Below are 24,078 nucleotides of genomic sequence, written 5' to 3'. Positions count from 1 at the left end.
GCTCAGGCATTGCCCTTCTGCAATGCCTGGATGACTCGTTCCTTTGGTCCGTCGGCGACAATGCGGCCTTGCTCGATGACGATGAGGCGGTCGGCAAGTTCGAGCATGCTGTAGCGATGGGTCGACACGATCAGCGTCGTATCGCGGTCGAACGCCATCTTGAGCTGCTTGATCAATTGCCGTTCGGAAGCGAGGTCCATCGAACCCGACGGCTCGTCCAGGAAAACGATCTTCGGTTTGGTCAAAAGCAGCCGCGCGATTGCCACCGCCTGCCGTTGTCCGCCCGAGAGATTGGTGCCTCGCTCGCCGACATTCATGTCGTAGCCGCGCGGATGCCGCGAGACGAAGTCATCGACGCCGGCGGCTTTCGCCGCGTCGATGATCTCCTCGTCGGTCGCTTCAGGCGCTGCCATCAAAAGGTTTTCCTTGATGGTGCCCGAAAACAGGTCGCCGGCCTGCGCGACGATGCCGACCGCGGCGCGGACCTCCGACGGGTGGTATTGGCGGATGTCGATGCCGTCGAGCAGCAGCTCTCCCGATGTCGGCAGGAAAAGCCGGCCGATCAGCCGGCCCATCGTGGTCTTGCCGGAGCCGATGCGGCCGATGATGCCGACGCGCTCGCCGGGCTTGACCGCGATGTTGAGCCCGCTCAGGACCTCGTTCTCCGTGCCCGGATAGGCGAATCCGACATTCTTGAAGACAAGCGCGCCGCTGCGGATCGGCCGGTTGACGAAACCGACCGTATCGGGTCGGTCCTCCGGCTGCGACATGATCGTGTTGACGATCTTGAGCGACAGCATCGCCTGCCGAAACCGGGCAAGCGTGATGGCGATCTGACTGAGCGGCGCCACGGCCCGTCCGGCCAGCATGACGGTGCCGATGATGGCGCCTGTCGAAACCTGGCCTTCCGAGAACGCATATGCGCCGGCAACGACCAGGGCGACCGTCACCAATTGCTGGATGGCGCCGGTGATGTTGCCCGCCGCCGCCGAGAGCTCCTTGATCTTCTCGGACGTATTGGCCGCGTTCTTCGAGTGCTCGCCCCATTTGCGCAGCAGGTACGCTTCGGCGCGCAGCGATTTGATCGTCTCCAGCGTGGAAATGGACTCGACCAGCAGCGCCTGGCGCTGCGACGCCTCGTTCATCGAGGCGGCGACCCGCTTGCCGATCCGCCGCTGCGTGATCAGCCCGACAATGACGGAGATGACGAAGGCCAGCGCCGGTATGATCACCAGCCAGCCGCCGATGGCGTAGATGACCAGCAGGAAGACGAAGACGAAGATGGTATCGATGAAGACGCTGATGGTGTTCGAGGTGAAGAACTCGCGCACGAATTCGTATTGCGTAACACGATTTGCATATTCGCCCGTCGACCCTGGCCGGGCCGAAAGCGACGAATTCAACACTTTTTCGAACAGCAGATAGGAAATCCGCAGATCCGCCCTGCGTCCGGCATAGTCGATCAGTGACGCCCTGGCCGTCTTGAGGAGCAGGTCGAACAGGATGGCCGCGCCGATGCCGAGCGCCAGCACCCACAGCGTGGCTATCGCCTTGTTCGGCAGGATGCGGTCGTAGACGTTCATGGTGAAGATCGGCGAGGCGATCGCCAGCAGATTGATGAAGACCGCCGACAGCACCACTTTGGAGTAGGTGCGCCAGAACGCGCCCATGGTGCCGGTCAGCCAGTGCCGCCTTTCGATCCGCGCGGCGGTGCCGACCGTCATCTCTTCGGCCGCGTTTGCATAGGTGATCGAAAAGGACGTGCCGCCGCTGATATGGCTTTCGGCGAGTTCCGACCTGTCGATCGCGGTGCGGCCGTTTTCCTGCGGCGCAGTCAGATATTGCCCGCCTTCGATTTCCGCCAGGAGGGCGACCGGCAACTGGCTGACGCGGAAGACGATGGCCGGAAGATCGAAGCGGCCGCGCAGGAAATCGCGATGGCTGAAATCCTGCACCTCGAGGCCGATGCGCTCGGCGAGGTGGCGGATTTCGTCCGGCTCGATGCGAGTCTCCGAAATCGGCACCCCGGCGAACAACACGGTTTCCGCGCTCGGCCTGCCGAGATAGGCCGCAACGGCGCAGAAGCAGGCTTTGAAGGCCTCTTTGGGCGATAGAATGTTAGGTTGCTGGTTCACGATCCGCCCCGAAGGACTTAAGATCGACGTTTACATCGGCTACTTCTTCCTGACCGGCGCGAGGATGTCGAACGGCAGATCGTTCTTCTGCTCCGACGGGGTCCGCGCATAAGTTTCGGTATCGGCCGTTGCGGGCGCGCCGAACTCGGTGCGCGCATAGGCCGTGGCCTGCTTGGCCGGTTGGATGTTGAGCGTCTTCAGCAATTCCCCGGTTGCGGCGAGCAGCCGGTATTCGGCAAACAGCGACGCGTAAGACGACGTGTCGGCCAGGGTTGCGGTGTTGAAGCGCGTGTTCTGAGCATCGAGCACATCGAGCAGCGAGCGCTGCCCGACCTTGAACTGCTCGCGGTAGGAAGCGACGAGCTTTTCATTGGTGGCCGCCTGCTGCCGCAGCGTCTTTGCCAGTTCCGCCTGGCGGAAGCGGCGGTCCCATGAGGTCCGGACGGCTTCCTCGATCTCGCGCAGCACCTGGTGCAGCGCAAGACGCTGCTCACTGGTGCGGCGGATCTGTTCCTGTTCATTGGCCTTGTCGATGCCGCCGCGATAGAGATTCCAGCGCAGCACCACCCGAGCCTGCAGGTCGCTTGCGTCGCCATTGTCGCCGTCGATATCATATCCGCCCCGGGCCACGCCCTCGGCGGTAATCGTCGGGCCGTATTTCGCCCGTGCCGCATCGACCAGCGAAGCCGCGGCGTCGATATCGCTGTTGGCCATATGGACGCGCGGATTGTTCTGCCTGGCGAGCCCGATCGCATCGTCCAGCGAGCGTGGCAGGGCGGCCGACACGTCGGCCGGTCGCGACGCGCCGGTCAGCGGCTTGCCGACATTCTTGAAGAAGCGGATCTTGGCCGCCTCGAGTTCTTCCGTCGCCTCCTGCATCCGCGCCTTGGCGGCAAAGAGACGTTCCTCGGCCTGCTGCCGGTCGGCGTCGTTGAGCGCGCCGCCCGCGATGCCTTGCTTGATGTCGCTGAGAATGGACTGATGGAAGCCGAGGTTCTTCTTGGCCTCGGCCACGATCGAAGCCTGCAGCATGTACTCCAGATAATCCTGGACGACCGCAAGCCCGATGAATTCGGACCGCTCGAGAACCCGGAAGGAAGCCCCGTCGACCCGCGAGGCCTGGCGGTTCAGTTCGGCCCGCCTTGCGCCGCTGTCATAAAGCGTCTGCGAGACCGTGAGGTCGGCCTCATTCGGATAAAGGGCGTCATGATCCTGGTCCAGCGCACGCCGCGTGTCGTTGTCCAGCCGGCGAACGCCGGTCGACGCTTCCAGGTCGACGCTGGGAAGATAAAGGCCTTTTGCCTGACGCAGCTCGAATTCGATCGCTTCGCGGTTTTCGATCGCCTGTCCAATCTCTGGATTGGATTCCACAGCGACCGCAACAGCTTCTTTGAGCGTGAGTGCGCTGGCGCTACCACAAGCCAGCATCGACACCGTAACGGCAAGCGCAATTCGCCAGCCGACGGTCACTTTACCCGTCCTGTTCATATCTACCCCGTGACTATCCCCGCGCCATTTGGTTTTTATTGACGCTTATTTGCCCAAGCCTGCCACCAGAGCTTTCGCACGAGTATCTATCAGATTTTTCGAGGGTGTGAGCATATAATGGATTAGACACCCCTCAAAACGACGATTCCCACCATTAGTGGTTCAGCCTGTAACAAAAATGGCACAGAAACCGGGCCCGGAAGGGCCGGTGGCTTCAAGTCTTAAACGGGCCGCGATGGTTAATGGTCTGTAACAATGGCGAATCGTGCAGTCGCCATGTCCAAGCATAGTTCGACGCCGTGGCACAATCCGACCGTGTCGAATGGGTAGTGTCCGGGCAGTCGCAAGATCATCGAACCGGTGTCGGGCCTGTTCTGCAGCCTGCATCAAGATCGTCGCCTCACATTCCGTCGCAAGGTCGGGCAGTCACGGTTTTTTCGACACGATAGATCCGCCAAAAACCTGGCTCGCGTCGTGCAATACTGCGCGTGTTGTCGATGGGCTAGGCGAGCTTGTCCGCGTCGATTTGGTTGGCAACGCGGTTCGTTCGCTGTATTGCGAGCCGCAGTCAAAAAGCGTGGATCTTGTTGCATGACCAATGTCGCCCTGACCGGGCTTGCCCGCGATCTCGCCCGACGCGCCGCCGCCGGCAAGCCGGTGCGCATCGGCGTCATCGGCTCCGGCGAAATGGGCACCGATCTGGTGACGCAGGGCATGCTGATGCAGGGCATTTCGATCGCCGCCATTTCCACGCGCCGCCCGCATACCGCCCGTGAGGCGGTCCGCATCGCCTATGGCGACGAGGCGATGGCCGTGGAGGCGGATACGGATTCCAGGGTCACGCAGGCGATCGAGGGCGGCAGGATCGCCATCACCTCGAACGAGATGCTGGTCACCAACCCGCTGGTCGACGTCGTCATCGATGCCACCGGAAAACCTGGAGTTGCTGCCGATTTCGACCTGATGGCCATGGAGCATGGCAAGCATTTGGTGATGATGAATGTCGAGGCTGACGTCACCATCGGCTGCTATTTGAAGCAGCAGGCCGACCGGCTGGGCGTCGTCTACTCGGTCGGAGCCGGCGACGAGCCGTCGAGCTGCATGGAACTGATCGAGTTCGCGTCGGCGCTCGGCTACACCATCGTCTCGGCCGGCAAGGGCAAGAACAATCCGCTCAACCACGACGCCGTTCCGGACGACTACCGGGAAGAGGCGGCCCGCCGCAACATGAACCCGCGCATGCTGGTCGAGTTCGTCGACGGCTCGAAAACCATGGTCGAAATGTGTGCCATCGCCAACGCCACCGGCCTGGTGCCGGATGTTCCCGGCATGCACGGACCCAAGGCCGATCGCGATCAGCTCGCCAAGGTGCTGATCCCGAAGGAGGATGGCGGCCTCCTGTCGAGGAAAGGTGTCGTCGACTACACGATCGGGAAAGGCGTGGCGCCCGGCGTCTTCGTCATCGTCGAGGCGATGCATCCGCGCATCGTCGAGCGCATGGACGATCTCCATGTCGGCAAGGGTCCTTATTACGGCCTGTTCCGCCCCTATCACCTGACCTCGCTGGAGGTGCCGCTGACCGCCGCCCGCATCATGCTCCATGGCAAGTCCGACATGGTGCCGCTGCCGAAGCCGGTGGCGGAAGTCTGCGCGCTCGCCAAGCGCGACCTTGCCGCCGGCGAGACGTTCGATGCGATCGGTGAAACCTGTTATCGTTCCTGGACGATGACGGTCGCTGACGCTCGCGCAAGCCGCGCCGTGCCGGTCGGGCTGCTCGAAGGCGGCAAGGTGCTGAAGCCGGTCAGGAAGGGCGAACTGCTGACGCAAGACAATGCATCGCCCGACCGGACGACTCGGCTGTATGCTTTGCGCAAGCTCCAGGACGAGATGCTTTACAGCGCGGCGATTACTTCCCCAGCTCTATCGACCTGAGCCGTGCGGCCTCGACCGCTTCGGTGACGAGTTCCGTCAGCCGGTCTCCGCCCATCAGCACCGCAAGCGCCGCCGCGGTCGTGCCGTTGGGGCTGGTCACCTGCTGGCGCAGCACGCCCGGCTCCTCGTCGCTTTCGGCGGCGAGCGAGGCGGCGCCGAAAACGGTCTGCATGGCAAGCAGCTTGGCGGTCTCGGCCGGCAGGCCGGCTTTCTCGGCCGCAACCGTCAGCGCCTCGATGAAATGGAAGACATAGGCCGGGCCGGAGCCGGAGACGGCCGTCACGGCGTCCATGAGGCCCTCGTCGTCGATCGTCGTCACGACACCGCTTGCCGAAAGCAGTTCGGCGACGAAGCGGCGGACGTCGTCGGAGACCAGCGGGTTGGAAAACACCACCAACATGCCCTTGCCGATCGCGGCCGGCGTGTTCGGCATGCAGCGGATGACCGGCGCGAGCTCACCCAGGATTTCCTCGAAGGTCGCCACCGGGGTGCCGGCGGCAATGCTGAGAAAGCTGGTCCTGCCGTCGCCGAAGCGCTTGTAGTGCGCCGTCACCTCGCGGATCACCTGCGGCTTTACCGCAAGGACGACGAGATCGGGCGCCGCGTCGGCCGGAATAGCTGCGGCATCGGCGGCGGCGCGGCAGCCGAGATGTTCGGCGCGCTGGCGCAGTTCGGCGTTGGGCTCGACCACGAACACCGCCGACGGCTCGAGCTTTGCCGATTTCAGCCAGCCCGACAGCATGGCGTATCCCATATTGCCGCAACCGGCGAGAACGAGCCTGATCGTCATGAAAGCCTCCGCAAGAAGGTTTTCCTTAGACGTTTGCGGTGCGCGGGAAAAGTCCAGTCGCAGGAGATCGACTGTCCAGGATCAGCCGCGGCGGCGAACCGGGATCGGCCGCAGCGAGACTTGTCTGAGGCCAAGCACGCCGAGCAAGAAGAACAGCCAGACTGGATCGCCGCGGTGGAAGAAGAAGCTTTCGAGGAAAGCGTTCAGCGCCGTGAACAGCACCACCATCATGAAGAAATCGCCCAGGAAGATATTTTCCTTGCGCGCCGGTATGCGCATGTAGTCGCGCAACGGCGCGATCAGGAAGGTGTAGACGGCGACGCAGAGCGCCGGGATGCCCATCAGCACGGCGATGTCGAGATAGCCGTCATGGCCGTGCACGATGGTGCGGATATCCCAGGGCCGGTCGAAGGGCTGGTCCTGGTTGAGCAGCAGCGGCGTTCCCCAGAAGCTTTCGTAGCCGTAACCCGTCCATGGCTTCTTCGCCAGCATCCCGCCGGCGAACTCCCAAAGCGTCGTGCGCCCCGTATATGTCAGGTCCGGGAAATAGATCGCGGCCAGGTGTTTCACCGGCGCGATGAAGACGATGCCAAGCGTCCCGACGGCCGTCGCGATGATGGCCGCGAGGAACAGGATCGGCGTGCCGAGCCGCATGCCGATGAGGCTGGGCAGCACGACGATCATGATCGAGAACGGGATCAGTCCGGCCGTCGTCTTGGAGCCGGTGTGCAGCATGAACACCATCGCCGCGCAGAAGATGCCGGCGCCCCACCAGCGCTGGCCGCGCCGGAAGAGATAGAGCCCTGCGAAGCTGAAACAGGCCATCACCGGGCCGGCGATGTTCTTGTGGGTGAAGACGCCGCGCCACAGGCCCGCATGCTCGGGTTCCTGCGAGTCGGCGGTATGCAGCGCCTCATGCGGGAAGACGATCAGGCCGATATAGGAGAGGCCGATCACGACGACCGCGGTGAAGATCACGACCCTGGCGAAGGAGTCGGCGTCGCGCGGCAAGACCAGGATCGTCGCCATGGTGATGATGCCGATCATGGTGAAGGAGGCGGCGCGCATTGCAGCCGGCGGATCGGTCGCCAGCACCACCGACAGGAAGAAGAAGCCCAGCATCAGCGCCCAGGAGGGGCTGACCAGCGAGCGCACCACGCGCGGATCGGCGAAGGCAAGCAGCGCGAAGATCGAGACGGCGCCAAGCGAGCCGAAGCCAAGCTGGTTGACGATGTCGCCGCCATCGCCGGTCAGTTCCGCGCCTGCCGGCTGGAAGGGCCGGAACGAGACGATGATGACGGTGAACAACAGCGCGGCGATCGTCGTGGCGACGCCGTCGCGGGTGAAAGCGGCGCTGAGCGGCGCGCGTTCAATTCTTCTCAGGCTGTCGGTACTGCTCATTGGCATATCCGAATTCGGCAAGCACCCGGCCGAGCGCGACATAGACCGGATAGAGGCCCGTCGTCGGCGAGCCGGTTCGCGCCAGCCGGATGGCGCCGCGCAGCGGCGAGGCGGCAAGCAGCGCCAGGCTTTTCAGGAAAACTTTGAGGCCGGCGAGCGGCGTGCCGGCCCGCTTCTTCTTTTCGACCAGCGTCGAGATCACGCCGTTGCGCAGGCTGCGTGCACGGATCCAGTCAGCCTCGACGCGCCGGGCCGGCACGGTCTCGTTGACTTTTGCCTCGGCGCACCAGGCGAGCACGAAGCCTTTCTGCGCCGAACGGCTGAGGAAGTCGGAATCGCCGCCGCCCATGAAATTGAATTTTAGGTCGAGGAAGGGCGGTCCCATGGCCGTCAGCACGTTGCGCCCCACCAGCAGATTGCCGGACGAATAGAGCGCCGGCACGCGGCCCGTTTCACGATAGGGCGGTGCAAAGACCGGGTGCTCGGCCCATCTGGCATGCGCCGGGTCGGCAAAGACGGGCACTTGCGGTCCGCCGACGATATCGGCGTGAAGGGTCTCGGCTGCCTTGCACATGCGCTCCAGCCAATCCGGCTCCGCCACTTCGTCGTCGTCGATGACCAATAGGTGCTTGAAATTGGGAAACCGCAGGATCGCCGTCTGCCAGCCGGCATTGTAGGCGCTGCAATTGCCGCGCTCATGCGCGATGATCACCATGCCGGGGATCTCGCCGCTTTCGAACAGCGGCAGCACCGCCCTCGCACCCTCGCGCGCCCCGGCCTCATTCTCCATGACGATGACTGCGAAACGCCGGTCCGTCCGCTGCGCCTTGAGCGAAGCCAGGGCTTCCAGCACCTGCCGCGGCCGCTTGAAAGTCGGCAGCGTCACGACCGCCTCGACGGTCTCGGCGGCAAGCCCCGGCGACTGCCCCGCGATCGATATAGAAGCGTCGGACGGCAAAGGGATCATCCGTTTCCAGCAGCGTGGGTTCGAGCCCTCGATAGCATCGCGGTGATAACGTTTCGTTAATCACCTTCTCGCCCGGGCCCCGGAAAAGCCGGGTCTTCTGCCTTTGAAAATGCCATTTAATCAAGGCTTCACCGCGTTTTGCTACCGGCTGCAGCCAAGGATAGGTGAGATGCGTCTGCTGTTCGCCACATCGATCGTGCCCGATGGCGCTCTCGCGTCGGGTTACGAGATTGCCAACGCCGCGATCATCGATGCGCTGCGGCGCGCTGGTATGCGCGTGACGGTTATCGGCTTCATCTGGCCAGGAAAAACCCCGTCAGATCCGCAAAACACCATCGTGCTCGACGCCGTCGACGTCCGCACCGAAAGCGCTTCGCCGCTGCGCAAGCTTGCCTGGCTGGGCAAGGCGGTGCTTGCCGGCCTGACCTTTTCCTCGGTCAAGCTGCGCGTCGTTCATGACGCCGAAGTCCGCGCCGCGATCGAACGCGCCGGTCCTTTCGACGGCTATGTGCTGAATTCGGTGCAGTTCGCCGGTGCTTTTGAGAAAGTGCTCGCCGACCGTCCATTCGTCTTCGTCGCGCACAATGTCGAGCATCGTTCGGCCGAGGAAAATGCCGCTGCGGCCGGCAGCGCGCTTCAGCGCTGGATGTTCCGCCGCGAGGCCAGGCTGCTCAAGGTCATGGAAGAGCGCCTCTGCGGCGCCGCGCGTTTTGTCTTCACGCTGGCGGAAGAAGACCGTGCCGCACTCGGCATCGCCTCGAACGGCCGCTCGGCGGTGCTGCCGTTGGTAACCCGCGCGCAGGCGCCGGCCAGGAAGGTGCCGCGCCACATCGACTGCGACGCCGCGCTGATCGGCACCTGGACCTGGCAGCCGAACCGCATCGGGCTCGACTGGTTCCTGACCAAGGTGGTTCCCCATCTGAGACCGGATTTCCGTATCAGGATCGCGGGCAATATGCCTTCGGGCGTGACCTCGGCGCATCCGGGCGTCGCTTTCGTCGGCAGGGTTCCGGATGCGCAGGCCTTCGTGCGCGGCGCCGCCGTCATTCCCTTGATCAGCACCGCCGGCAGCGGCGTGCAGCTGAAAACCATCGAGACCTTCGAGCTCGGATTGCCGTCGGTCGCAACCAGCCGCTCGCTGCGGGGCATCGGCTATCGCCCCGACAACTGCGTGGTGACCGACGATCCGATCGCGTTCGCGGCCGCCCTCCAGGCGGCGACCGATGTCCGCGACGTGGATGGCGGCGCCTTCCATCGCCGCCAGTTGCAGGCGCTCGACACTGCGATCGGACTTGCGCTGGAGAAGCTCGGCAACGTCAGGCGGGAGGTCGCCGCATGAATATGCACACCGCGCGCGCCGCCTTCGGCTTCGACACGCTGAAGACCATCTTGGGCATTCCGGTGTTGGCCATACGCTGGGACGAAGCCATCGCCTTGCTCACAAGACTGATCGACGAGCGTCGCTTCACCAAGGTGAGCTTTCTCAATGCCCACAATGCCAACCTTGCCTGCACCGATCCGGTGTTTGCCGAGGCGCTGGAAGACTTCCTCATCCTGCCTGACGGCGTTGGCGTCGACGTGGCGGCAAAGCTGCTCTACGGCGCGCCTTTCCCCAGCAATCTCAACGGCACCGATTTTATTCCGGCCTTCCTGCAGGCGGCGTCCCATCCCCTGACGGTGGCGCTGCTCGGCACCACGCGCGTCAATGCCGAAGCGGCATGCGCGAAGCTTTCGACGCTTGCCGTGCAGCACAAATTCGTCGTCATCCATGACGGCTTCTTCTCGGCCGCCGAGGAGCCGGCGATCCTCGATCGCATCGCCAGGCTGCGGCCGGATATATTGCTCGTCGCCATGGGCGTTCCGCGCCAGGAGTTGTGGATCGAGCGCCACATCGACAGTGGCCATTGCACGCTGCCGGTCGCCGTCGGTGCGCTGCTCGATTTCATGAGCGGCTCGGTGCCGCGCGCGCCGCTGTGGCTGCGGCGGCTGCGCCTCGAATGGCTGTTCCGCCTGTGGATCGAACCCGGCCGGCTGTGGCGCCGCTACATCGTCGGCAATCCGTTGTTCCTGTGGCGCGTCGTCAAGCAGAAGCTGTCGCACGCACCGCGGCCCGCGGAGGCGCGCCGGTGAACAGCCACTTCATGCCGGACGCCGCCACCGCCACCGAACCGCTGCCGCGCAAACCTTCGGCCGCGATCGTCACCGCAAGCTATGCGCCCGATTTCGAACGCTGCCGGCTGCTGTGCGAAACCATCGACCGCCACGTCACCGGTATTGCGCATCATTACATCCTCACCGAGCATCGCGACGTCGCGCTGTTTCGCCAGTTGGAGGGCAGCCGCCGCATCATCGTCGACGAGCGGGACCTGCTGCCGCGCTGGCTGCGCGTTTTCGATGATCCGCTGAGCGGGTTCCGCCGCCGCGTCTGGCTTAGCCTGAAAACGCAGCCGCTGCGCGGATGGCATGTGCAGCAATTGCGCCGCATCGCCATCGGCGGTCACGCGAGGGAGGACGTGCTGGTCTTCTGCGATTCCGACGTCGCCTTCCTGAAACCGTTCGATGCGAACGCCTTCTGGCGCGACGGCAAGGTGCGGCTGTTCCGGCGCGAAGGCGCGCTTGCCAATGAAGGCCATGACGAGCATCGTGTCTGGTCGCGCAATGCGGGTGCGGCGCTTGGCATCGAGCCGGGCAACATTTCCAACGATGATTACATCTCGACGCTGATCGCCTGGCGCCGCGAGACGGTCAACGCGATGTGCGACCGCATCGAGAAGGTGCATAGCCGAGACTGGGTCGGCGTCGTCGGCTCGGCGCGCCAATTCTCCGAATGCATGATCTATGGCCGCTATGTCGACGAAGTGCTTGCGGGCGCCGGCCATTTCCACGGTTCGGAGGAATTCTGCCACGTCCACTGGAACGGTGAAGCGTTGACGGACGAACAATTCCGCCGCTTTGTCGACGCAATGGCGCCGGAGCAGGTGGCGATCGGCATGCAGTCCTTCATCGGCACCGACATCGGCCGCATCCGCCGCCTGATCGGGCTTGAATAGACCGCGCTGAGATTCAGGTCAGGCCGCCATTGCAGGCCGGCCTCACCTGAATCAGATCGCTTTCGCCGGCCGGCGCATGGCCGAATAGGTCAGCAGCATCGAGGCCAGATAAAGCAGCAGGAAGACGATGTTGAGCGACAGCACCAGTTTGGCTGTGTCCGGGATGGTCGTCAGCACATAGGTCAGGAGCACCCCCTTCAAGGCGGCGAGCAGGCCGAGATTGATCGCCCGCACCGCCGTCTGCCCGCGCGCGAACAGAAGCTCGGCCTGGTATTCGATGAGATTGCGCAGGCCCGGCACGCAGAACGCGAGCGCGACCAGCGGCGCTGCCTCGGCGACATTCTTGCCGAGCGCATTCGGGAAGAAGTGCAGCACGATGCCGAGCGACACCAGCGCCAGGGTCGAGACCAGGAACACGCCGCCTTCGATGCCGCTCTTGACCGCCAGCCGCGATAGAAGCTCCGGCGCCCGCATCATGCGCTGCACCAGCATCATCGAGAAGGTGCGGATCGGGATCGCGGTCAGATCGACCAGCCGCATGATGATGGCGTAGATGCCGGCCAGATGCGGTCCGCCGATCGACAGCACAAGGAGCTTGTCGAACTCCATCTGCAGGTAGAACAGCACTTCGGAGCCGGCGACGTAGACGGAATCGGCGAGCCGCCTGAAATAGAGTTCGGCGCGCAGCCTCAGCCGCTGGCGCGGGTAGAAGAAGGCAAAGGCAACGACGAGCGAGGCGGCATTGGCGCCGATGTAGAACAGCGACCAGACGCCGATGGTGTGCTGCGCGGCAAGCATGAACAGCATCGCGCCGACTGCCCGGAGCGCCGTCGCCAGGATGGCAAGCACCGCCGCCCGCCCGAACTTGCCCAGCCCGTTGTTGACGATCAGCACGACTTCGACCGGTCGCCACAAAAGCGCCTCGGCGAAGACGACCGCGGCGAAGGCCGACAGCGGCACGGTGCGGGAAAAGAAGGCCAGGTAGACGACGTAGGACGCGGCGGCGAGGAACGGCAGCGACAACACGCCGAGAAGCAGGAAGCCGGCGGTGAAGGTGCCGATCAGATTGGGGCGGATCGTTGCGGTGCGGTAGAGTGCCGAGATGAAGCCGAAGGCGAGGATGCGCGACAGCATGATGCCGGCGGCCGAGGCGGTGGCGAACATGCCGAACTCGGCGATCGAAAGCGTGTTGGCCAAAGCCACGAAATAGGCCAGCGAAAACACCAGCCGGCCGCCGGCGCCGCTGATCGCCGAAAAATAGTCGAGCACCAGTCTCCGGCGGGTGGCCGCCAAGCGGCCGATCCGCGCGAAGGTCCGCCTTTGCGGTATGTCGCTGGCCTGGGTCATGTCCGCGGCGATAGATAGGCTTGAAAGTTTAACGCGGCGTTTGGCAGCCACCTCGGCGGCGCCGAGATGCCGCAAACGAGGCGAGAAACTATGTCCGTCGAGGCGCAAAATTAACCTTTTGTTTCCTATGCCTGTTTAGCGTGGCTTAACGATTGGCCGATCCGCCGCGCCCAAGCCGCCAAAGAGTAAGTTCCAGCACAATGGTCGACAGGGATAACCGTGATGACTGGAGGCGCGAGCGTTCCCTGCTCGCGCTCGGCCAGGCCATGCGCGGCGAGGACAACACGGTTTCGATTGGCGAACGCGCCAACTCGTCGTGGCGCGAGGATGCCGCCGAGCGCCATCGCGCCGCGCGCTCAGAGCGCGAAAGGCGGTTGCATCCGCAGCCCGGGGACAGTGGCGCGTTTGACCAGGCACGATCCGATCCGGCTTTGCATCCGATCGAAGCCTCGGATGATTTGGACGCAAAGGATCGCCATGCTGCAACCGGGCAGGGCGACAGCCGCGTTTCGAACGACGGGCCGCCAGCCGCCTTTGAGCCTCGCCGGCCAAGGCGCGTGCTTGCAGCGGAGAATCCCGATCCCCAGGAATGGAAACCCCTGATCGACCCGGTCCAGGTCATCGGTGGCATTGCTCGCTCCAAGGCGCTGATCTTATCCACAACGATCCTGGGCGCCGCCCTTGGCATCGCCATCGCGCTGTCGACGCCGAAAATATACGGGGCAACTACTGAGTTGACCATCGAACCCGGCGACCTGAAGCTTGCCGATCGCGATCTCACCCAGTCGGTGGGAGAGCCCGATGCCGCGTTGGCCGTCGTCGAAACCCGGATCAAGATGGTCACGTCCGGCAAGGTTCTCGGCGAGGTCGTCAAGGAACTCAATCTCGTCAACGATCCGGAGTTCAACGGGCAGGGTTCCGGCGGCCTGGGCGTCATGTCATTCATGCGCTCGATACTGTCGCGACGTGACGAGCAGGCCGGGACTGGCGAGGTCCGCCGCCAGGCGCTGGCCGTCGGCAATCTGGCCGACAGCCTGTCGGTCGATCGCACCGGCAAAACCTTTGTCATCTCCATCAGCGCCACCACGCAGGATGGCGAGAAGTCTGCTCTGATCGCCAACACGACGAGAGACGTCTTCCAGCGGGAGATCGGCCAATACCAGTCCGACATGGCCGGTCGTGCGACGAGCGCGCTAACGTCCAAGCTCGATGAGTTGCGCAAGGGCGTCGAGGCGGCGGAGCGCAACGTCGAGGACTTCAGGGCCACGCACGACCTCGTCGACGCGCAGGGTCGCCTGATCAGCGACGACCAGATGCTTAAGCTCAACGAGCAGCTTTCCGTGGCGCGCGCTCGCACACTGGAGCTGAATGCGCGCGCCGCGTCGGCGCGCTCGCTGGACGTCAACTCGATCCTCAACGGCACATTGCCGGAAGAGATCAACTCCAACATGATGAGCGAGCTGCGCTCGCAATACGCGGCTTTGAAGCAGGAGGCGGACCGTGCCGCGATCAAGTTCGGACCGCGCCATCCGGAACTGCAGGCGCTCAACGCCCAAATTGCCGGCGCGCGCGAGCGCATCAGCGCCGAATTGCAGCGCATTGCCGCTTCGCTGCAGGTCGATCTGAAACGCTCCGTCCAGCTCGAGCAGGATTTGTCGTCGCGCCTGGCGCAGGCCAAGGTCCAGAGCGGCGACGTCAACAACAGTCTTGTTTCGCTGCGCGAGCTGGAGCGCGAAGCCGCCGCCAAGCGTTCCGTCTACGAGCAATATCTTCTGCGCGCCAAGGAGACCAGCGAGCAGAAGAACGTCAATTCCGCGAACATCAACGTGCTTTCGCCTGCCCAGCCGCCGCTTGAGGCCAAAGGCCCGTCGCGCGTCGTGATAGCTTTGGCAGGCCTGCTCGCCGGCCTGTTCGCCGGCATCGGCCTCGGCGCGCTGCGGGGCATTTATGCCAGCCTGCGCGCGACCGCCGACGTCCGCTCGCGCCGCGGGGTCGATGAGCCTGCTCCCACGTTGGACAACAATTCCAACCCGATCGCTCCGCGGCCGGCTCCGCCACTCGTTACGCCGCCGGCGACTCCGCCCATCGTGCCACCGCCGGCTTCGTCTTTCACGCCGCCGCCCGCCCCACTTCGGGAGCCGCCGGTATCGGCGGCTGTGATGACTCCGGCTCCATCCGTCACGCCACCGCCGCCAGCGGCCGACGATGCCGGCCGGCCGGGGCTCTTCGGCTCGCTGGTTTCGGCGCTTCGCTATCTCGTCCGGCGCGCGCCGGCCGAAACGGTCGATATCGACGCTGTGCCGCCCGAAAGCGCCTGGCGCGCGCCTACTCGGGAAGAGCGCTATACCCGGGGTGAGGCGGCGGCGCGGGAAAACTTCCAGCCGCCATACGACCAGGGCGATTTCTATTCCTCCCGTCCGGACCAGATGCGGACCGATCCCGATGAGGATCGATATTCGGCATCACCGGCATCCTATCGTCCGCAGTCGCCAACCGCCGGCGAGGCCCGCCAGTCGCCCGCCGACCAGCAGGATCAGATCGACGAGATCCGCGCCAGCCTGCGCGAATTCCGCGAGGCCGTGCGCGAGCTGACCGAAAGCCGCGCGCGCCGCTATTTCTGAAGCGCCCGTATTTCGAAACCATCGGGTGTTCGATAAAAGCGGCCGGTTTCGGGTTTACGGCATCCGACGACGCTTTGGCGGGATTGCCTTGTCGTATTTTCGTGACAATGCCGCGCGGCATTTCTGCCGCCTGCGCCCTGCGTTGGCGGATCGAGATGCCTGATTGAGGCATGGGGCATGCATCGATGCGGCCTCAAAACGGAGAATTCGTGATGACCGAAGTGATCGACGGAAAGCGTGTCGCCGAGGATGTGGTTTCGAAGGTCAAGGCGCTGACGTCGGAGCTTTCGGCCAAGGGCGCCACCAGGCCAGGCCTCGCGGTGGTCATCGTCGGTGAGGATCCCGCGAGCCAGGTCTATGTCGCCTCGAAATCGCGCACCGCCAAGGAATGCGGCTTCCATTCGCTGCAGCATACGTTGCCGGCCGATACCACCGAGGAACAATTGCTGAAGATCATCGGCGACCTCAACGCCGATGCCTCGATTCACGGTATTCTCGTGCAGCTTCCGCTTCCCGGCCATATCGACGCCGGCAAGGTGATCCAGACGATCGCGCCGGAAAAGGATGTCGACGGCTTTCACTTCATCAATGTCGGCAAGCTCGGCACCGGCGAGCTCGAGACGGCTTTCGTGCCCTGCACGCCGGCCGGCTCCATGCTTTTGATCGAGCGGATCCGCGGCAAGGATCTGTCCGGCCTCAACGCCGTCGTCGTCGGCCGCTCCAACATCGTCGGCAAGCCGATGGCCAATCTGCTGCTCGCCGCCAACTGCACGGTCACCATTGCCCACAGCCGCACCCGGGACCTGCCGGCGCTTGCCCGCACCGCCGACATCCTGGTCGCCGCCGTCGGCCGCCCGGAGATGGTCAAGGGCGATTGGGTGAAGCCCGGCGCGACCGTGATCGACGTCGGCATCAACCGCATCCCCGCGCCCGAGAAGGGCGAAGGCAAGAGCCGGCTGGTCGGCGACGTCGCCTATGCCGAAGCGGCCAAGGCCGCGGGCGCCATCACGCCGGTCCCAGGCGGCGTCGGCCCGATGACCATTGCCATGCTGATGGCGAACACTGTAGCTTCCGCCTACCTCGCGGCCGGGCTGCCGCGGCCGTCCTTCTGAATTTGAGAAAGCCTTTGCATTGCCGAACCTGACCGCTCCCGTCGAACGGCCGATCACGAACGATCCCGTTCAGGGCGGCCGTCAGTTCGGCTTCCTGCTGGTCGACAAGTTCTCGATGTTCTCGCTTGCCGCGGCGATCGACTGCTTTCGCTCGGCCAATCGCTTGCTCGGACGCGATTTCTATGGCTGGACGACGATTTCGGCCGATGGCGACGCGGTCATGGCCTCGAACGGCCTGCCGCTCAAGATCGACTATTCCGTCGCCGACATGCCGCCGGTCGACATCCTGTTCGTGTCGGTCGGCCTCTCCATCGAGTTTCCCGGCAAGAGCAAGGTGCTTGCGGCTTTGCGCAGCTGGGGCCGGCGCGGCAATGCGCTCGGCGCGCTGTCGGTTGGTTCTTATCTTCTGGCAGAAGCCGGGCAGCTCGACGGCTATCGTTGCACCATCCATTGGGAAAATCGCGCCGGCTTCATGGAGCGGTTTCCGGACATCAACTGTACCGGCAACGTCTTCGAGATCGACCGCAAGCGCTACACCTGCGCCGGCGGCACCACCTCGATCGACCTGATGCTGGAGATCGTGCGCGGCGATTTCGGCTCCAACCTCGCCAACGGCGTCGCCAACCAGTTCCAGCACGAGCGCATCCGCTCGGCCGGCGACCGCCAGCGCGTCGGGCCGGAGCGGGATCTCACCGGCAAGTCGGAGAAGCTGCGGCGCATCGTCGAACTGATGGCCGACCATCTCGACGAGCCGCTGTCTGCGGTGCAACTCGCCAAATCGGCCGGCCTTTCGGTGCGCCAGGTCGAGCGGCTTTTCCTGCGCCACCTCAGCGTCACCCCGGGCCGCTATTACATGCGGCTGAGGCTGGAACGCGCGCGCGAATTGCTGCGCCAGACCAACATGCCGATCCTCGACGTGGCGATCGCCACCGGCTTCACCTCGCACTCCTATTTCGCGCAGAGCTACCGGTTGCAGTTCGGCCGCCCGCCCTCGGAGGAGCGGCGCACCACCTACTGATATTGAGCCTCTGCGAGCGAGTGCCCGAGCAGCAAGCACCGCCCGCAGGCTTGTATCCCGAGGCCGCGTCAAATAGCTTTCCAGACGCGGACGGGGGGTCACTCAGGAGATTTTCATGGCGGGACTGGCACGGAGCGTCGCTGTGGCGATCCTCCTTTTGTCGATGACCACATTCGGCTTTGCCGCCAACAAGGTCATCATCATCCTCGATGCATCGGGCTCCATGTGGGCCCAGATCGACGGCAAGCCGAAGCTCGAGATCGCACGCGAATCGCTGCGCACCGTGCTGCAGTCCGTTCCGGCCGACGACGAGATCGGCTTCATGGCCTATGGCCATCGCACCAAGGGCAGTTGCGACGACATCGAGCTGATCGTGCCGCCGCAAGCCGGCTCCGCCAGCGCTATTGCGGCAGCGGCCGACAGCATGAAATTCCTGGGCAAGACGCCGCTGACGACTGCCGTCAAGCAGGCCGCCGAGGCGCTGAAATACACCGAGGACAAGGCCACCGTGGTTCTCATCACCGATGGGCTTGAAACCTGCGGCGGCGATCCTTGCGCGCTTGGCAAGGAGCTCAAGGAAAGCGGCGTCGACTTCACCGCCGATGTCGTCGGCTTCGGCCTGACCGCCGACGAAGGCAAGCAGATCGCCTGCCTCGCCGAAAACACCGGCGGCAAATACATCCAGGCCTCCGACGAGAAGGCGCTGCAGCAGGCGCTGGTGGAAACCGTCGCGGCTCCTGCGCCGGCCCCCGCGCCAGCTCCCGTACCGGCGCCGGCTCCCGCGCCGAGAGCTGCCGAGGTCGACTACAATCTGATCCCGAAAGCGTTCTTGAAAGAGGGCGGCGAGGCGCCGAAGTCCGACGTCTACTTCGAGATCTTCAAGGACGACGCCAAGGGAACCGGCGGCGAGCACGTCGACTACGGCTATAACACCGTCAAATTCCACCTTGCCGCCGGCAACTATATCGTCGTCGCCACCAGCGGTGCGACCAGGGCCGAGCAGAAGGTCTCGCTGACGGCCGACAAAGCCACCGAGCCGGCGCTCAACCTGAACGCCGCCGAGATTTCCATCCACGCGCGGCCGGCGCCAGGCGCCGACATCGACCGTGCGGCGCAGATCAGCATCGCCTATCCCGGCGGCACATCGGACAGCAACTATGGCGAGGTCACGTACGTCGTCCCGTCCGGCGAGACCAAGATCACGGTGAGACTGGGAGCCGGCGAGGCGAGCGAGACGATGCAACTTCTCGCCGGCCAGGTCGTCGACAAGGACATGGTCGTCGGCGTCGGCAAGGCAAAGGCCAACGCCTTCTACATCCAGGGCGGCGAGAAGGCCGAAGCCGACGTGGATTGGAAAGTGTACAAGGCCGCCAAGAAGCTCGACGGCACCCGCGATCAGGTTACCTATGCCTATGGTGCCGACAGTCAGTTCGACCTGCCGCCCGGCGACTATGTGATGGGTGTCGACGTGCAAGCCGTGTCCACCGAACAGCCTTTCAGCGTGACCGTCGGGCAAATGACCGATGTCAACGTGACGCTGAATGCCGGTGTGGTGGCGGTCGACGCGCCAGGCGCGGACGGCTTCAAGATCTATGAGGCCAAGAAGAACATCCAGGGCGAGCGCAAGCAGGTGACCTACGCCTATGGCGAGAAGATGCAGACGACGCTTGCCGCGGGCGACTATATGCTGGTGACCAACTTCACCACCGACAAGGCCGACAAGGAAACGCCCTTCACGGTCAAGGCCGGCGAGCGGAACGAACTCACCGTCCAGTAGGGCCTGGCCGGACAAGGCGAAAAGTAAGAGCGGCTCAGGGCCGCTCTTTTGCAGATGGTCCCGGAGACGAGATCACGCGTTTCCGAACGCCGCCGCGCCGTGGTCGGCGCGGCCGACCAGCTGCCGGAAGCCGGCGAACAGCTCGCGGCCGAAGCCGAACTCGTTGCCGATGAGGTCGGCGTCGGCGGTACGGCGCAACGCGAATTCCGTCCCCGGCACCAGAACTTCGAGCGTGCCGGCCTCGGCGTCGAGGCGGATCACGTCGCCGTCATGGATCCTGGCGATCGGTCCGTCCTCGACCGCTTCCGGCGTCACGTGGATCGCCGCCGGCACCTTGCCGGAAGCGCCCGACATGCGCCCGTCGGTCACCAGCGCCACGCGCTGGCCGCGATCCTGCAGGATGCCGAGCACGGTGGTCAGCTTGTGCAGCTCCGGCATGCCGTTGGCCTTTGGCCCCTGGAACCGGACAACCGCGATGAAATCGCCGGTCAGCGTGCCGGCTTTGAAGGCATCGTTCAGCGCCTGCTGGCTGTCGAACACTTTGGCCGGCGCCTCGATGACGCGGCGTTCCGGTTTGACGGCAGAGGTCTTGATGACGGCGTGGCCGAGATTGCCGCCAAGCATCTTCAGGCCGCCCGTCGCCTGGAACGCCTTGCTGACCGGCGCCAGCACCTTCTCGTCGCCGCTCTGCAGAGGCGCCGCTTCGCGCACCACGCCGCCGTCCTCACCGAGCCTCGCCTCGACAGCATAGGGCCGCAGGCCTTCGCCCCACACGGTCTGCACGTCCTCGTGCAGCAGACCTTCATCGAGCAACTCGCGGATCAGGAAGCCGAGCCCGCCGGCGGCATGGAAATGGTTCACGTCGGCAAGCCCGTTCGGATAGACGCGCGCGAGCAGCGGCACGGCCTCCGACAGGTCGGAAATATCCTGCCAGGTCAGCGCGATGCCGGCGGCCGCGGCCATCGCGATCAGGTGGATGGTGTGGTTGGTGGAGCCGCCGGTGGCGTGCAGGCCGACGACGCCGTTGACGATCGAGCGCTCGTCGATCATGCGCCCGACCGGCGTATAGGCGTTGCCGAGCGCGGTGATCGCCAGCGCGCGCTTGGCCGCTTCCCTGGTCAGCGCGTCGCGCAGCGGCGTGCCCGGGTTGACGAAGGAGGCGCCGGGCGTGTGCAGGCCCATGATTTCCATCAGCATCTGGTTGGAATTGGCGGTGCCGTAGAAAGTGCAGGTGCCCGGCCCGTGATAGGATTTGGATTCCGCCTCGAGCAGCTCGGCACGACCCACCTTGCCCTCGGCATAGAGCTGGCGGATCTTGGCCTTCTCGTCGTTCGGCAGACCGGTCGTCATCGGTCCGGCCGGGATGAAGACCGCCGGCAGGTGCCCGAAGGTAAGCGCTCCAATCACCAGGCCCGGAACGATCTTGTCGCAGACGCCGAGGAAGACGGCCGCGTCGAACATATTGTGCGACAGGCCGATCGCCGCCGCCATGGCGATCACGTCGCGCGAGAACAGCGACAGCTCCATGCCGGGCTGGCCTTGGGTGACACCGTCGCACATCGCCGGCACGCCGCCGGCGACTTGCGCGATGCCGCCGGCCTCGCGCGCCGCTTCCTTGATCAGCGCCGGGAACGTCTCGAAGGGCTGATGCGCCGACAGCATGTCATTGTAGGAAGTGATGATGCCGAGGTTCGGCACGCGATCGCCGCCAAGCGCGATCTTTTCGGAGGGACTGCACACGGCAAAGCCGTGGGCGAGGTTGCCGCAACCCAGCACTGCGCGGTTGGCCGTGCGGCTGGAAGCCTCCGCGATGCGGCCGAGATAGGCTTCGCGGCCGGCTTGCGAGCGTTGGCGGATGCGTTCCGTGATGGCTTCGATTTCTCTTCTGGCTGTCATGGTCCGTCCTTTCGAGCCCGGCAACGGCCTCCCTCTGTCACCGGGCTGTCCTCAGTGAAATCAGGGTGCCCAAAACACCTCTATAGGTCTCGGCGCTGCCTCGAGCACTCTGCGGATGGGCTTTTTCGCGCCGGCACCCATCGCGTCGTTGAAGGCGGCGCGTTTGTCCTCGCCTTCGATATGGAGTGCGATGCAGCCGGCGGCGATGATGCGCGCCATCGACAGCGTGAGCCGCGGCTCGCCGCCACTCGCCGCGTGCACCGGCAGAACGATCCGCTGCGAGGCGGGATCGAGCAATTCGTCGAGGTCGCCGGCATCGGGAAAGAACGAGGCCGTGTGGCCGTCGCCGCCCATGCCGAGGATCACCACGTCGAGCGGCCACGGCAGCGACCGCAGCGCGTCGCTGTCCGCTGCCGCAGCATCCTCGATGCTTGCCGCCTCGTGGTAAAGCGGCACGAAGCGCGCTGTCGCGGCCTCGTTCTGAAGCAGGTTCGCCGCCACCAGCCCGGCATTCGAGCGCGGCGAAGACGGCGGCACGAAGCGCTCGTCGACCAGCGTCACGGTGACCTTGTCCCAGGCGATCGGCGTGGTCGACAGCGCGGCGAACAGCTTGGCCGGCGTGGTGCCGCCGGACACCGCGAGCAGCGCCATGCCGCGTTCCGCGATGGCGCCGGTCAGCCGGCCGGCAATATCACCGGCGAGCGCCGCCGCCAGGTCCTGCCGATCGGCAAAGCCGTTCCAGTTGTAGTGGGCCTCGCTCAATTGCTCTCGTGCCATGTCCGTCCGTCACGTTCGATTAGCGCGATGGAGGCCGACGGTCCCCAGGTTCCGGCGGTATAGCCCTGTGCTTCTTGCCTGGCGCTCTCCCAGGCGTTCTGGATCGGGTCGATCCATTTCCAGGCGGCTTCGACTTCGTCGCGGCGCATGAACAGCGTCTGGTTGCCCCGCACAACATCCATGATCAGCCGCTCATAGGCGTCCGGCGCACGGCCGTCGAAGGACTGCGCGAAGCTCATGTCGAGCGAGATCTGGCGCAGCCGCATGCCGCCCGGTCCCGGATCCTTGATCATGATGTATTGCTTGACGCCTTCGTCGGGCTGCAGCCGGATCACCAGCTGGTTGGCGAAGATCGGTCCGGCGCTCTCGCCGAAGATCGAATAGGGGATCGGCTTGAACTCGATGACGATTTCCGAGACGCGGGTGGCGAGCCGCTTGCCGGTCCTGAGGTAGAAGGGAACGCCGGCCCAGCGCCAGTTGCCGATCTCGGCCTTGATGGCGACGAAGGTCTCGGTGTCGCTGCCCTTGCCGAGTTCGTCGACATAGCCCTTGACCGGACCGCCCGCCGAGGCGCCGGCGCGATACTGGCCGCGCACGGTATGCTTGGGCGCCTCATTGCCGTTGATGCGCTTCAGCGCCCGCAGCACCTTCAGCTTCTCGTCGCGAACGGCGTCGGCGTCCATCGAGGACGGCGTTTCCATGGCGACGAGGCAAAGCAACTGCAGCATGTGATTCTGCACCATGTCGCGAAGCGCGCCGGCCTTGTCGTAGTAGGTGACGCGGTCTTCCAGGCCGACGGTCTCGGCGACCGTGATCTGCACATGGTCGATATGCGCCGAATTCCACAGCGGCTCATAGAGCGCGTTCGCAAAGCGCAGCGCCATCAGGTTCTGCACCGTTTCCTTGCCGAGATAGTGGTCGATGCGGAAGATCTGGCCCTCGTTGAAATCGTCGCCCACCGCGTCGTTGAGCGCGCGCGCCGAGGTAAGGTCGCGGCCGATCGGCTTTTCCAGCACGATGCGCGAGTTCGGCGTGATCAGCTTATGCTGCTTGAGCTGGTGCGAGATATCGCCGAACAGCGCCGGCGCCACCGCGAGATAGAAGGCCCGGACGCGGTCGCTGTCGCCGATCGCCTTTTTGAGCTCGTCAAAGCCGGCGCCGGTCGTTCCGTCGGCGGGAATGTAGGACAGTCGCGCCAGGAAGGTTTCCAGCTCCTTCTGGTCGATATCGGCCGGCTTCACATGGTCGGCTATTGCCTGCCTGGCGAAGGCCTGGAACTCGGCGTCGCTCATCTTCGAACGCGAGGTGCCGATGATGCGCGTCGGTTCGCAAAACTGATGATCGCGCTGGCGATGATAGAGCGACGGCAGGAGCTTGCGTTCCGACAAGTCGCCGGTGCCGCCAAAGATGATGAAGTCGAAAGGATCGACAGGGATGATCTGGCTGGTCATGGTCAGTCCGATTTGATGCCGGGCGCCGGCAGCATGGTTGGTATATTCTAATCGATTTAAATTTTCCAGTGCCATGGTGTCACATGTGAGGACCAATCGCTTGCTATTGCGTCGGTCCACCTGTTTCCCCGACACTCGCGCCACCGGCAAGCTTGTCGGCAAGCCATGGCTTCCGGAGGCGTTCGCACCTGCACCATAGAACGCGAATGTGACGAAAGCTAATGCATGTCGCCCGGAAGCGCGCAGCGGTTTCTGGGACAACGACATGCATCAAAACAGAGACGTAAAGCGCGCGTCGCCTGAATCCGTTTCAGCG

At 64.5% G+C, this 24,078-nt stretch carries 17 protein-coding genes; 8 read left to right on the top strand and 9 right to left on the bottom strand.

Annotated features, from left to right (window positions below):
- Positions 1-2 precede the first annotated feature (2 nt).
- Both F3H96_RS27480 and F3H96_RS27475 read right to left on the bottom strand, forming a co-directional pair.
- On the bottom strand, positions 3-2,135 hold the full coding sequence (locus F3H96_RS27480) for a type I secretion system permease/ATPase (RefSeq protein ID WP_149804802.1): 2,133 nt from the start codon (positions 2,133-2,135) through the stop codon (positions 3-5).
- Positions 2,136-2,174: 39 nt separating this feature from the next.
- The gene (locus F3H96_RS27475) at positions 2,175-3,563 is read right to left on the bottom strand and encodes a TolC family protein (protein WP_244620170.1); all 1,389 of its coding nucleotides are present in this window, start codon (positions 3,561-3,563) and stop codon (positions 2,175-2,177) included.
- A gap of 651 nt (positions 3,564-4,214) precedes the next feature.
- On the opposite strand from F3H96_RS27475, the gene F3H96_RS27470 reads away from it, so the two are divergent.
- The gene (locus tag F3H96_RS27470; RefSeq protein ID WP_149804800.1) at positions 4,215-5,555 is read left to right on the top strand and encodes an NAD(P)H-dependent oxidoreductase; all 1,341 of its coding nucleotides are present in this window, start codon (positions 4,215-4,217) and stop codon (positions 5,553-5,555) included.
- Here the strand turns inward: F3H96_RS27470 and proC are convergent.
- The 3 genes from proC to F3H96_RS27455 all read right to left on the bottom strand — a co-directional run bounded on the left by proC (position 5,530) and on the right by F3H96_RS27455 (position 8,713).
- On the bottom strand, positions 5,530-6,345 hold the full coding sequence (gene proC / locus F3H96_RS27465) for a pyrroline-5-carboxylate reductase (RefSeq protein ID WP_149804799.1): 816 nt from the start codon (positions 6,343-6,345) through the stop codon (positions 5,530-5,532). The two genes, F3H96_RS27470 and proC, sit on opposite strands and share 26 nt — an antisense overlap.
- An 81-nt stretch (positions 6,346-6,426) precedes the next feature.
- A complete protein-coding gene (locus F3H96_RS27460; protein ID WP_149804798.1) occupies positions 6,427-7,746 on the bottom strand; it encodes an O-antigen ligase in 1,320 nt (439 codons plus the stop codon).
- Positions 7,715-8,713 carry a glycosyltransferase gene (locus F3H96_RS27455; RefSeq protein WP_149804797.1) on the bottom strand — a complete coding sequence of 333 codons (999 nt, stop codon included), beginning with the start codon at positions 8,711-8,713 and terminating at the stop codon, positions 7,715-7,717. Before F3H96_RS27455 ends, F3H96_RS27460 begins: the two co-directional genes overlap by 32 nt.
- Positions 8,714-8,882: 169 nt before the next feature.
- Between F3H96_RS27455 and F3H96_RS27450 the strand changes: the two genes are divergently transcribed.
- Genes F3H96_RS27450 through F3H96_RS27440 form a run of 3 tightly spaced genes read left to right on the top strand, consistent with a single transcriptional unit; the run spans position 8,883 to position 11,763 of the window.
- A complete protein-coding gene (locus F3H96_RS27450; RefSeq protein WP_149804796.1) occupies positions 8,883-10,052 on the top strand; it encodes a glycosyltransferase in 1,170 nt (389 codons plus the stop codon).
- Entirely contained in the window at positions 10,049-10,843 is a 795-nt protein-coding gene (locus F3H96_RS27445; protein ID WP_149804795.1) for a WecB/TagA/CpsF family glycosyltransferase, read from the top strand. The genes F3H96_RS27450 and F3H96_RS27445 overlap by 4 nt, the downstream gene beginning before the upstream one ends.
- Complete coding sequence (locus F3H96_RS27440; RefSeq protein WP_149804794.1) at positions 10,840-11,763, top strand: DUF6492 family protein; 924 nt, start codon at positions 10,840-10,842, stop codon at positions 11,761-11,763. Before F3H96_RS27445 ends, F3H96_RS27440 begins: the two co-directional genes overlap by 4 nt.
- 51 nt (positions 11,764-11,814) lie before the next feature.
- Here F3H96_RS27440 and F3H96_RS27435 read toward each other — a convergent pair whose 3' ends face one another.
- On the bottom strand, positions 11,815-13,110 hold the full coding sequence (locus F3H96_RS27435) for a lipopolysaccharide biosynthesis protein (protein WP_149804793.1): 1,296 nt from the start codon (positions 13,108-13,110) through the stop codon (positions 11,815-11,817).
- A gap of 200 nt (positions 13,111-13,310) precedes the next feature.
- Between F3H96_RS27435 and F3H96_RS27430 the strand changes: the two genes are divergently transcribed.
- The 4 genes from F3H96_RS27430 to F3H96_RS27415 all read left to right on the top strand — a co-directional run bounded on the left by F3H96_RS27430 (position 13,311) and on the right by F3H96_RS27415 (position 19,638).
- Positions 13,311-15,731, top strand: a complete 2,421-nt coding sequence (locus F3H96_RS27430; protein ID WP_149804792.1) for a GumC family protein — start codon at positions 13,311-13,313, stop codon at positions 15,729-15,731.
- A gap of 212 nt (positions 15,732-15,943) precedes the next feature.
- Positions 15,944-16,843, top strand: a complete 900-nt coding sequence (gene folD, locus F3H96_RS27425) for a bifunctional methylenetetrahydrofolate dehydrogenase/methenyltetrahydrofolate cyclohydrolase FolD (protein ID WP_149804791.1) — start codon at positions 15,944-15,946, stop codon at positions 16,841-16,843.
- A 19-nt stretch (positions 16,844-16,862) separates the two neighbouring features.
- Entirely contained in the window at positions 16,863-17,861 is a 999-nt protein-coding gene (locus F3H96_RS27420; RefSeq protein WP_149804790.1) for a GlxA family transcriptional regulator, read from the top strand.
- A 115-nt stretch (positions 17,862-17,976) separates the two neighbouring features.
- A complete protein-coding gene (locus F3H96_RS27415) occupies positions 17,977-19,638 on the top strand; it encodes a VWA domain-containing protein (protein ID WP_149804789.1) in 1,662 nt (553 codons plus the stop codon).
- Between the two features lie 72 nt (positions 19,639-19,710).
- Here the strand turns inward: F3H96_RS27415 and edd are convergent, their stop codons facing one another.
- Genes edd through zwf form a run of 3 tightly spaced genes read right to left on the bottom strand, consistent with a single transcriptional unit; the run spans position 19,711 to position 23,762 of the window.
- On the bottom strand, positions 19,711-21,534 hold the full coding sequence (gene edd / locus F3H96_RS27410) for a phosphogluconate dehydratase (protein WP_149804788.1): 1,824 nt from the start codon (positions 21,532-21,534) through the stop codon (positions 19,711-19,713).
- Between the two features lie 60 nt (positions 21,535-21,594).
- Positions 21,595-22,311 carry a 6-phosphogluconolactonase gene (gene pgl / locus F3H96_RS27405; protein WP_149804787.1) on the bottom strand — a complete coding sequence of 239 codons (717 nt, stop codon included), beginning with the start codon at positions 22,309-22,311 and terminating at the stop codon, positions 21,595-21,597.
- A complete protein-coding gene (zwf, locus tag F3H96_RS27400) occupies positions 22,293-23,762 on the bottom strand; it encodes a glucose-6-phosphate dehydrogenase (protein WP_149804786.1) in 1,470 nt (489 codons plus the stop codon). Before zwf ends, pgl begins: the two co-directional genes overlap by 19 nt.
- Positions 23,763-24,078 lie beyond the last annotated feature (316 nt).

This window comes from Mesorhizobium sp. NFR06 (assembly GCF_900115245.1).
GTDB lineage: Bacteria > Pseudomonadota > Alphaproteobacteria > Rhizobiales > Rhizobiaceae > Mesorhizobium.
This window is presented reverse-complemented; position numbering and strand designations above follow the sequence as displayed.

Bases quoted from the DNA above. Each gene is read 5' to 3' on its own strand.
- F3H96_RS27475 (WP_244620170.1), bottom strand. From the start codon at position 3,563: ATGCTGGCTTGTGGTAGCGCCAGCGCACTCACGCTCAAAGAAGCTGTT.
- F3H96_RS27470 (WP_149804800.1), top strand. From the start codon at position 4,215: ATGACCAATGTCGCCCTGACCGGGCTTGCCCGCGATCTCGCCCGACGC.
- proC (WP_149804799.1), bottom strand. From the start codon at position 6,345: ATGACGATCAGGCTCGTTCTCGCCGGTTGCGGCAATATGGGATACGCC.
- F3H96_RS27460 (WP_149804798.1), bottom strand. From the start codon at position 7,746: ATGAGCAGTACCGACAGCCTGAGAAGAATTGAACGCGCGCCGCTCAGC.
- F3H96_RS27455 (WP_149804797.1), bottom strand. From the start codon at position 8,713: ATGATCCCTTTGCCGTCCGACGCTTCTATATCGATCGCGGGGCAGTCG.
- F3H96_RS27450 (WP_149804796.1), top strand. From the start codon at position 8,883: ATGCGTCTGCTGTTCGCCACATCGATCGTGCCCGATGGCGCTCTCGCG.
- F3H96_RS27445 (WP_149804795.1), top strand. From the start codon at position 10,049: ATGAATATGCACACCGCGCGCGCCGCCTTCGGCTTCGACACGCTGAAG.
- F3H96_RS27435 (WP_149804793.1), bottom strand. From the start codon at position 13,110: ATGACCCAGGCCAGCGACATACCGCAAAGGCGGACCTTCGCGCGGATC.
- F3H96_RS27430 (WP_149804792.1), top strand. From the start codon at position 13,311: ATGGTCGACAGGGATAACCGTGATGACTGGAGGCGCGAGCGTTCCCTG.
- folD (WP_149804791.1), top strand. From the start codon at position 15,944: ATGACCGAAGTGATCGACGGAAAGCGTGTCGCCGAGGATGTGGTTTCG.
- F3H96_RS27415 (WP_149804789.1), top strand. From the start codon at position 17,977: ATGGCGGGACTGGCACGGAGCGTCGCTGTGGCGATCCTCCTTTTGTCG.
- edd (WP_149804788.1), bottom strand. From the start codon at position 21,534: ATGACAGCCAGAAGAGAAATCGAAGCCATCACGGAACGCATCCGCCAA.
- pgl (WP_149804787.1), bottom strand. From the start codon at position 22,311: ATGGCACGAGAGCAATTGAGCGAGGCCCACTACAACTGGAACGGCTTT.
- zwf (WP_149804786.1), bottom strand. From the start codon at position 23,762: ATGACCAGCCAGATCATCCCTGTCGATCCTTTCGACTTCATCATCTTT.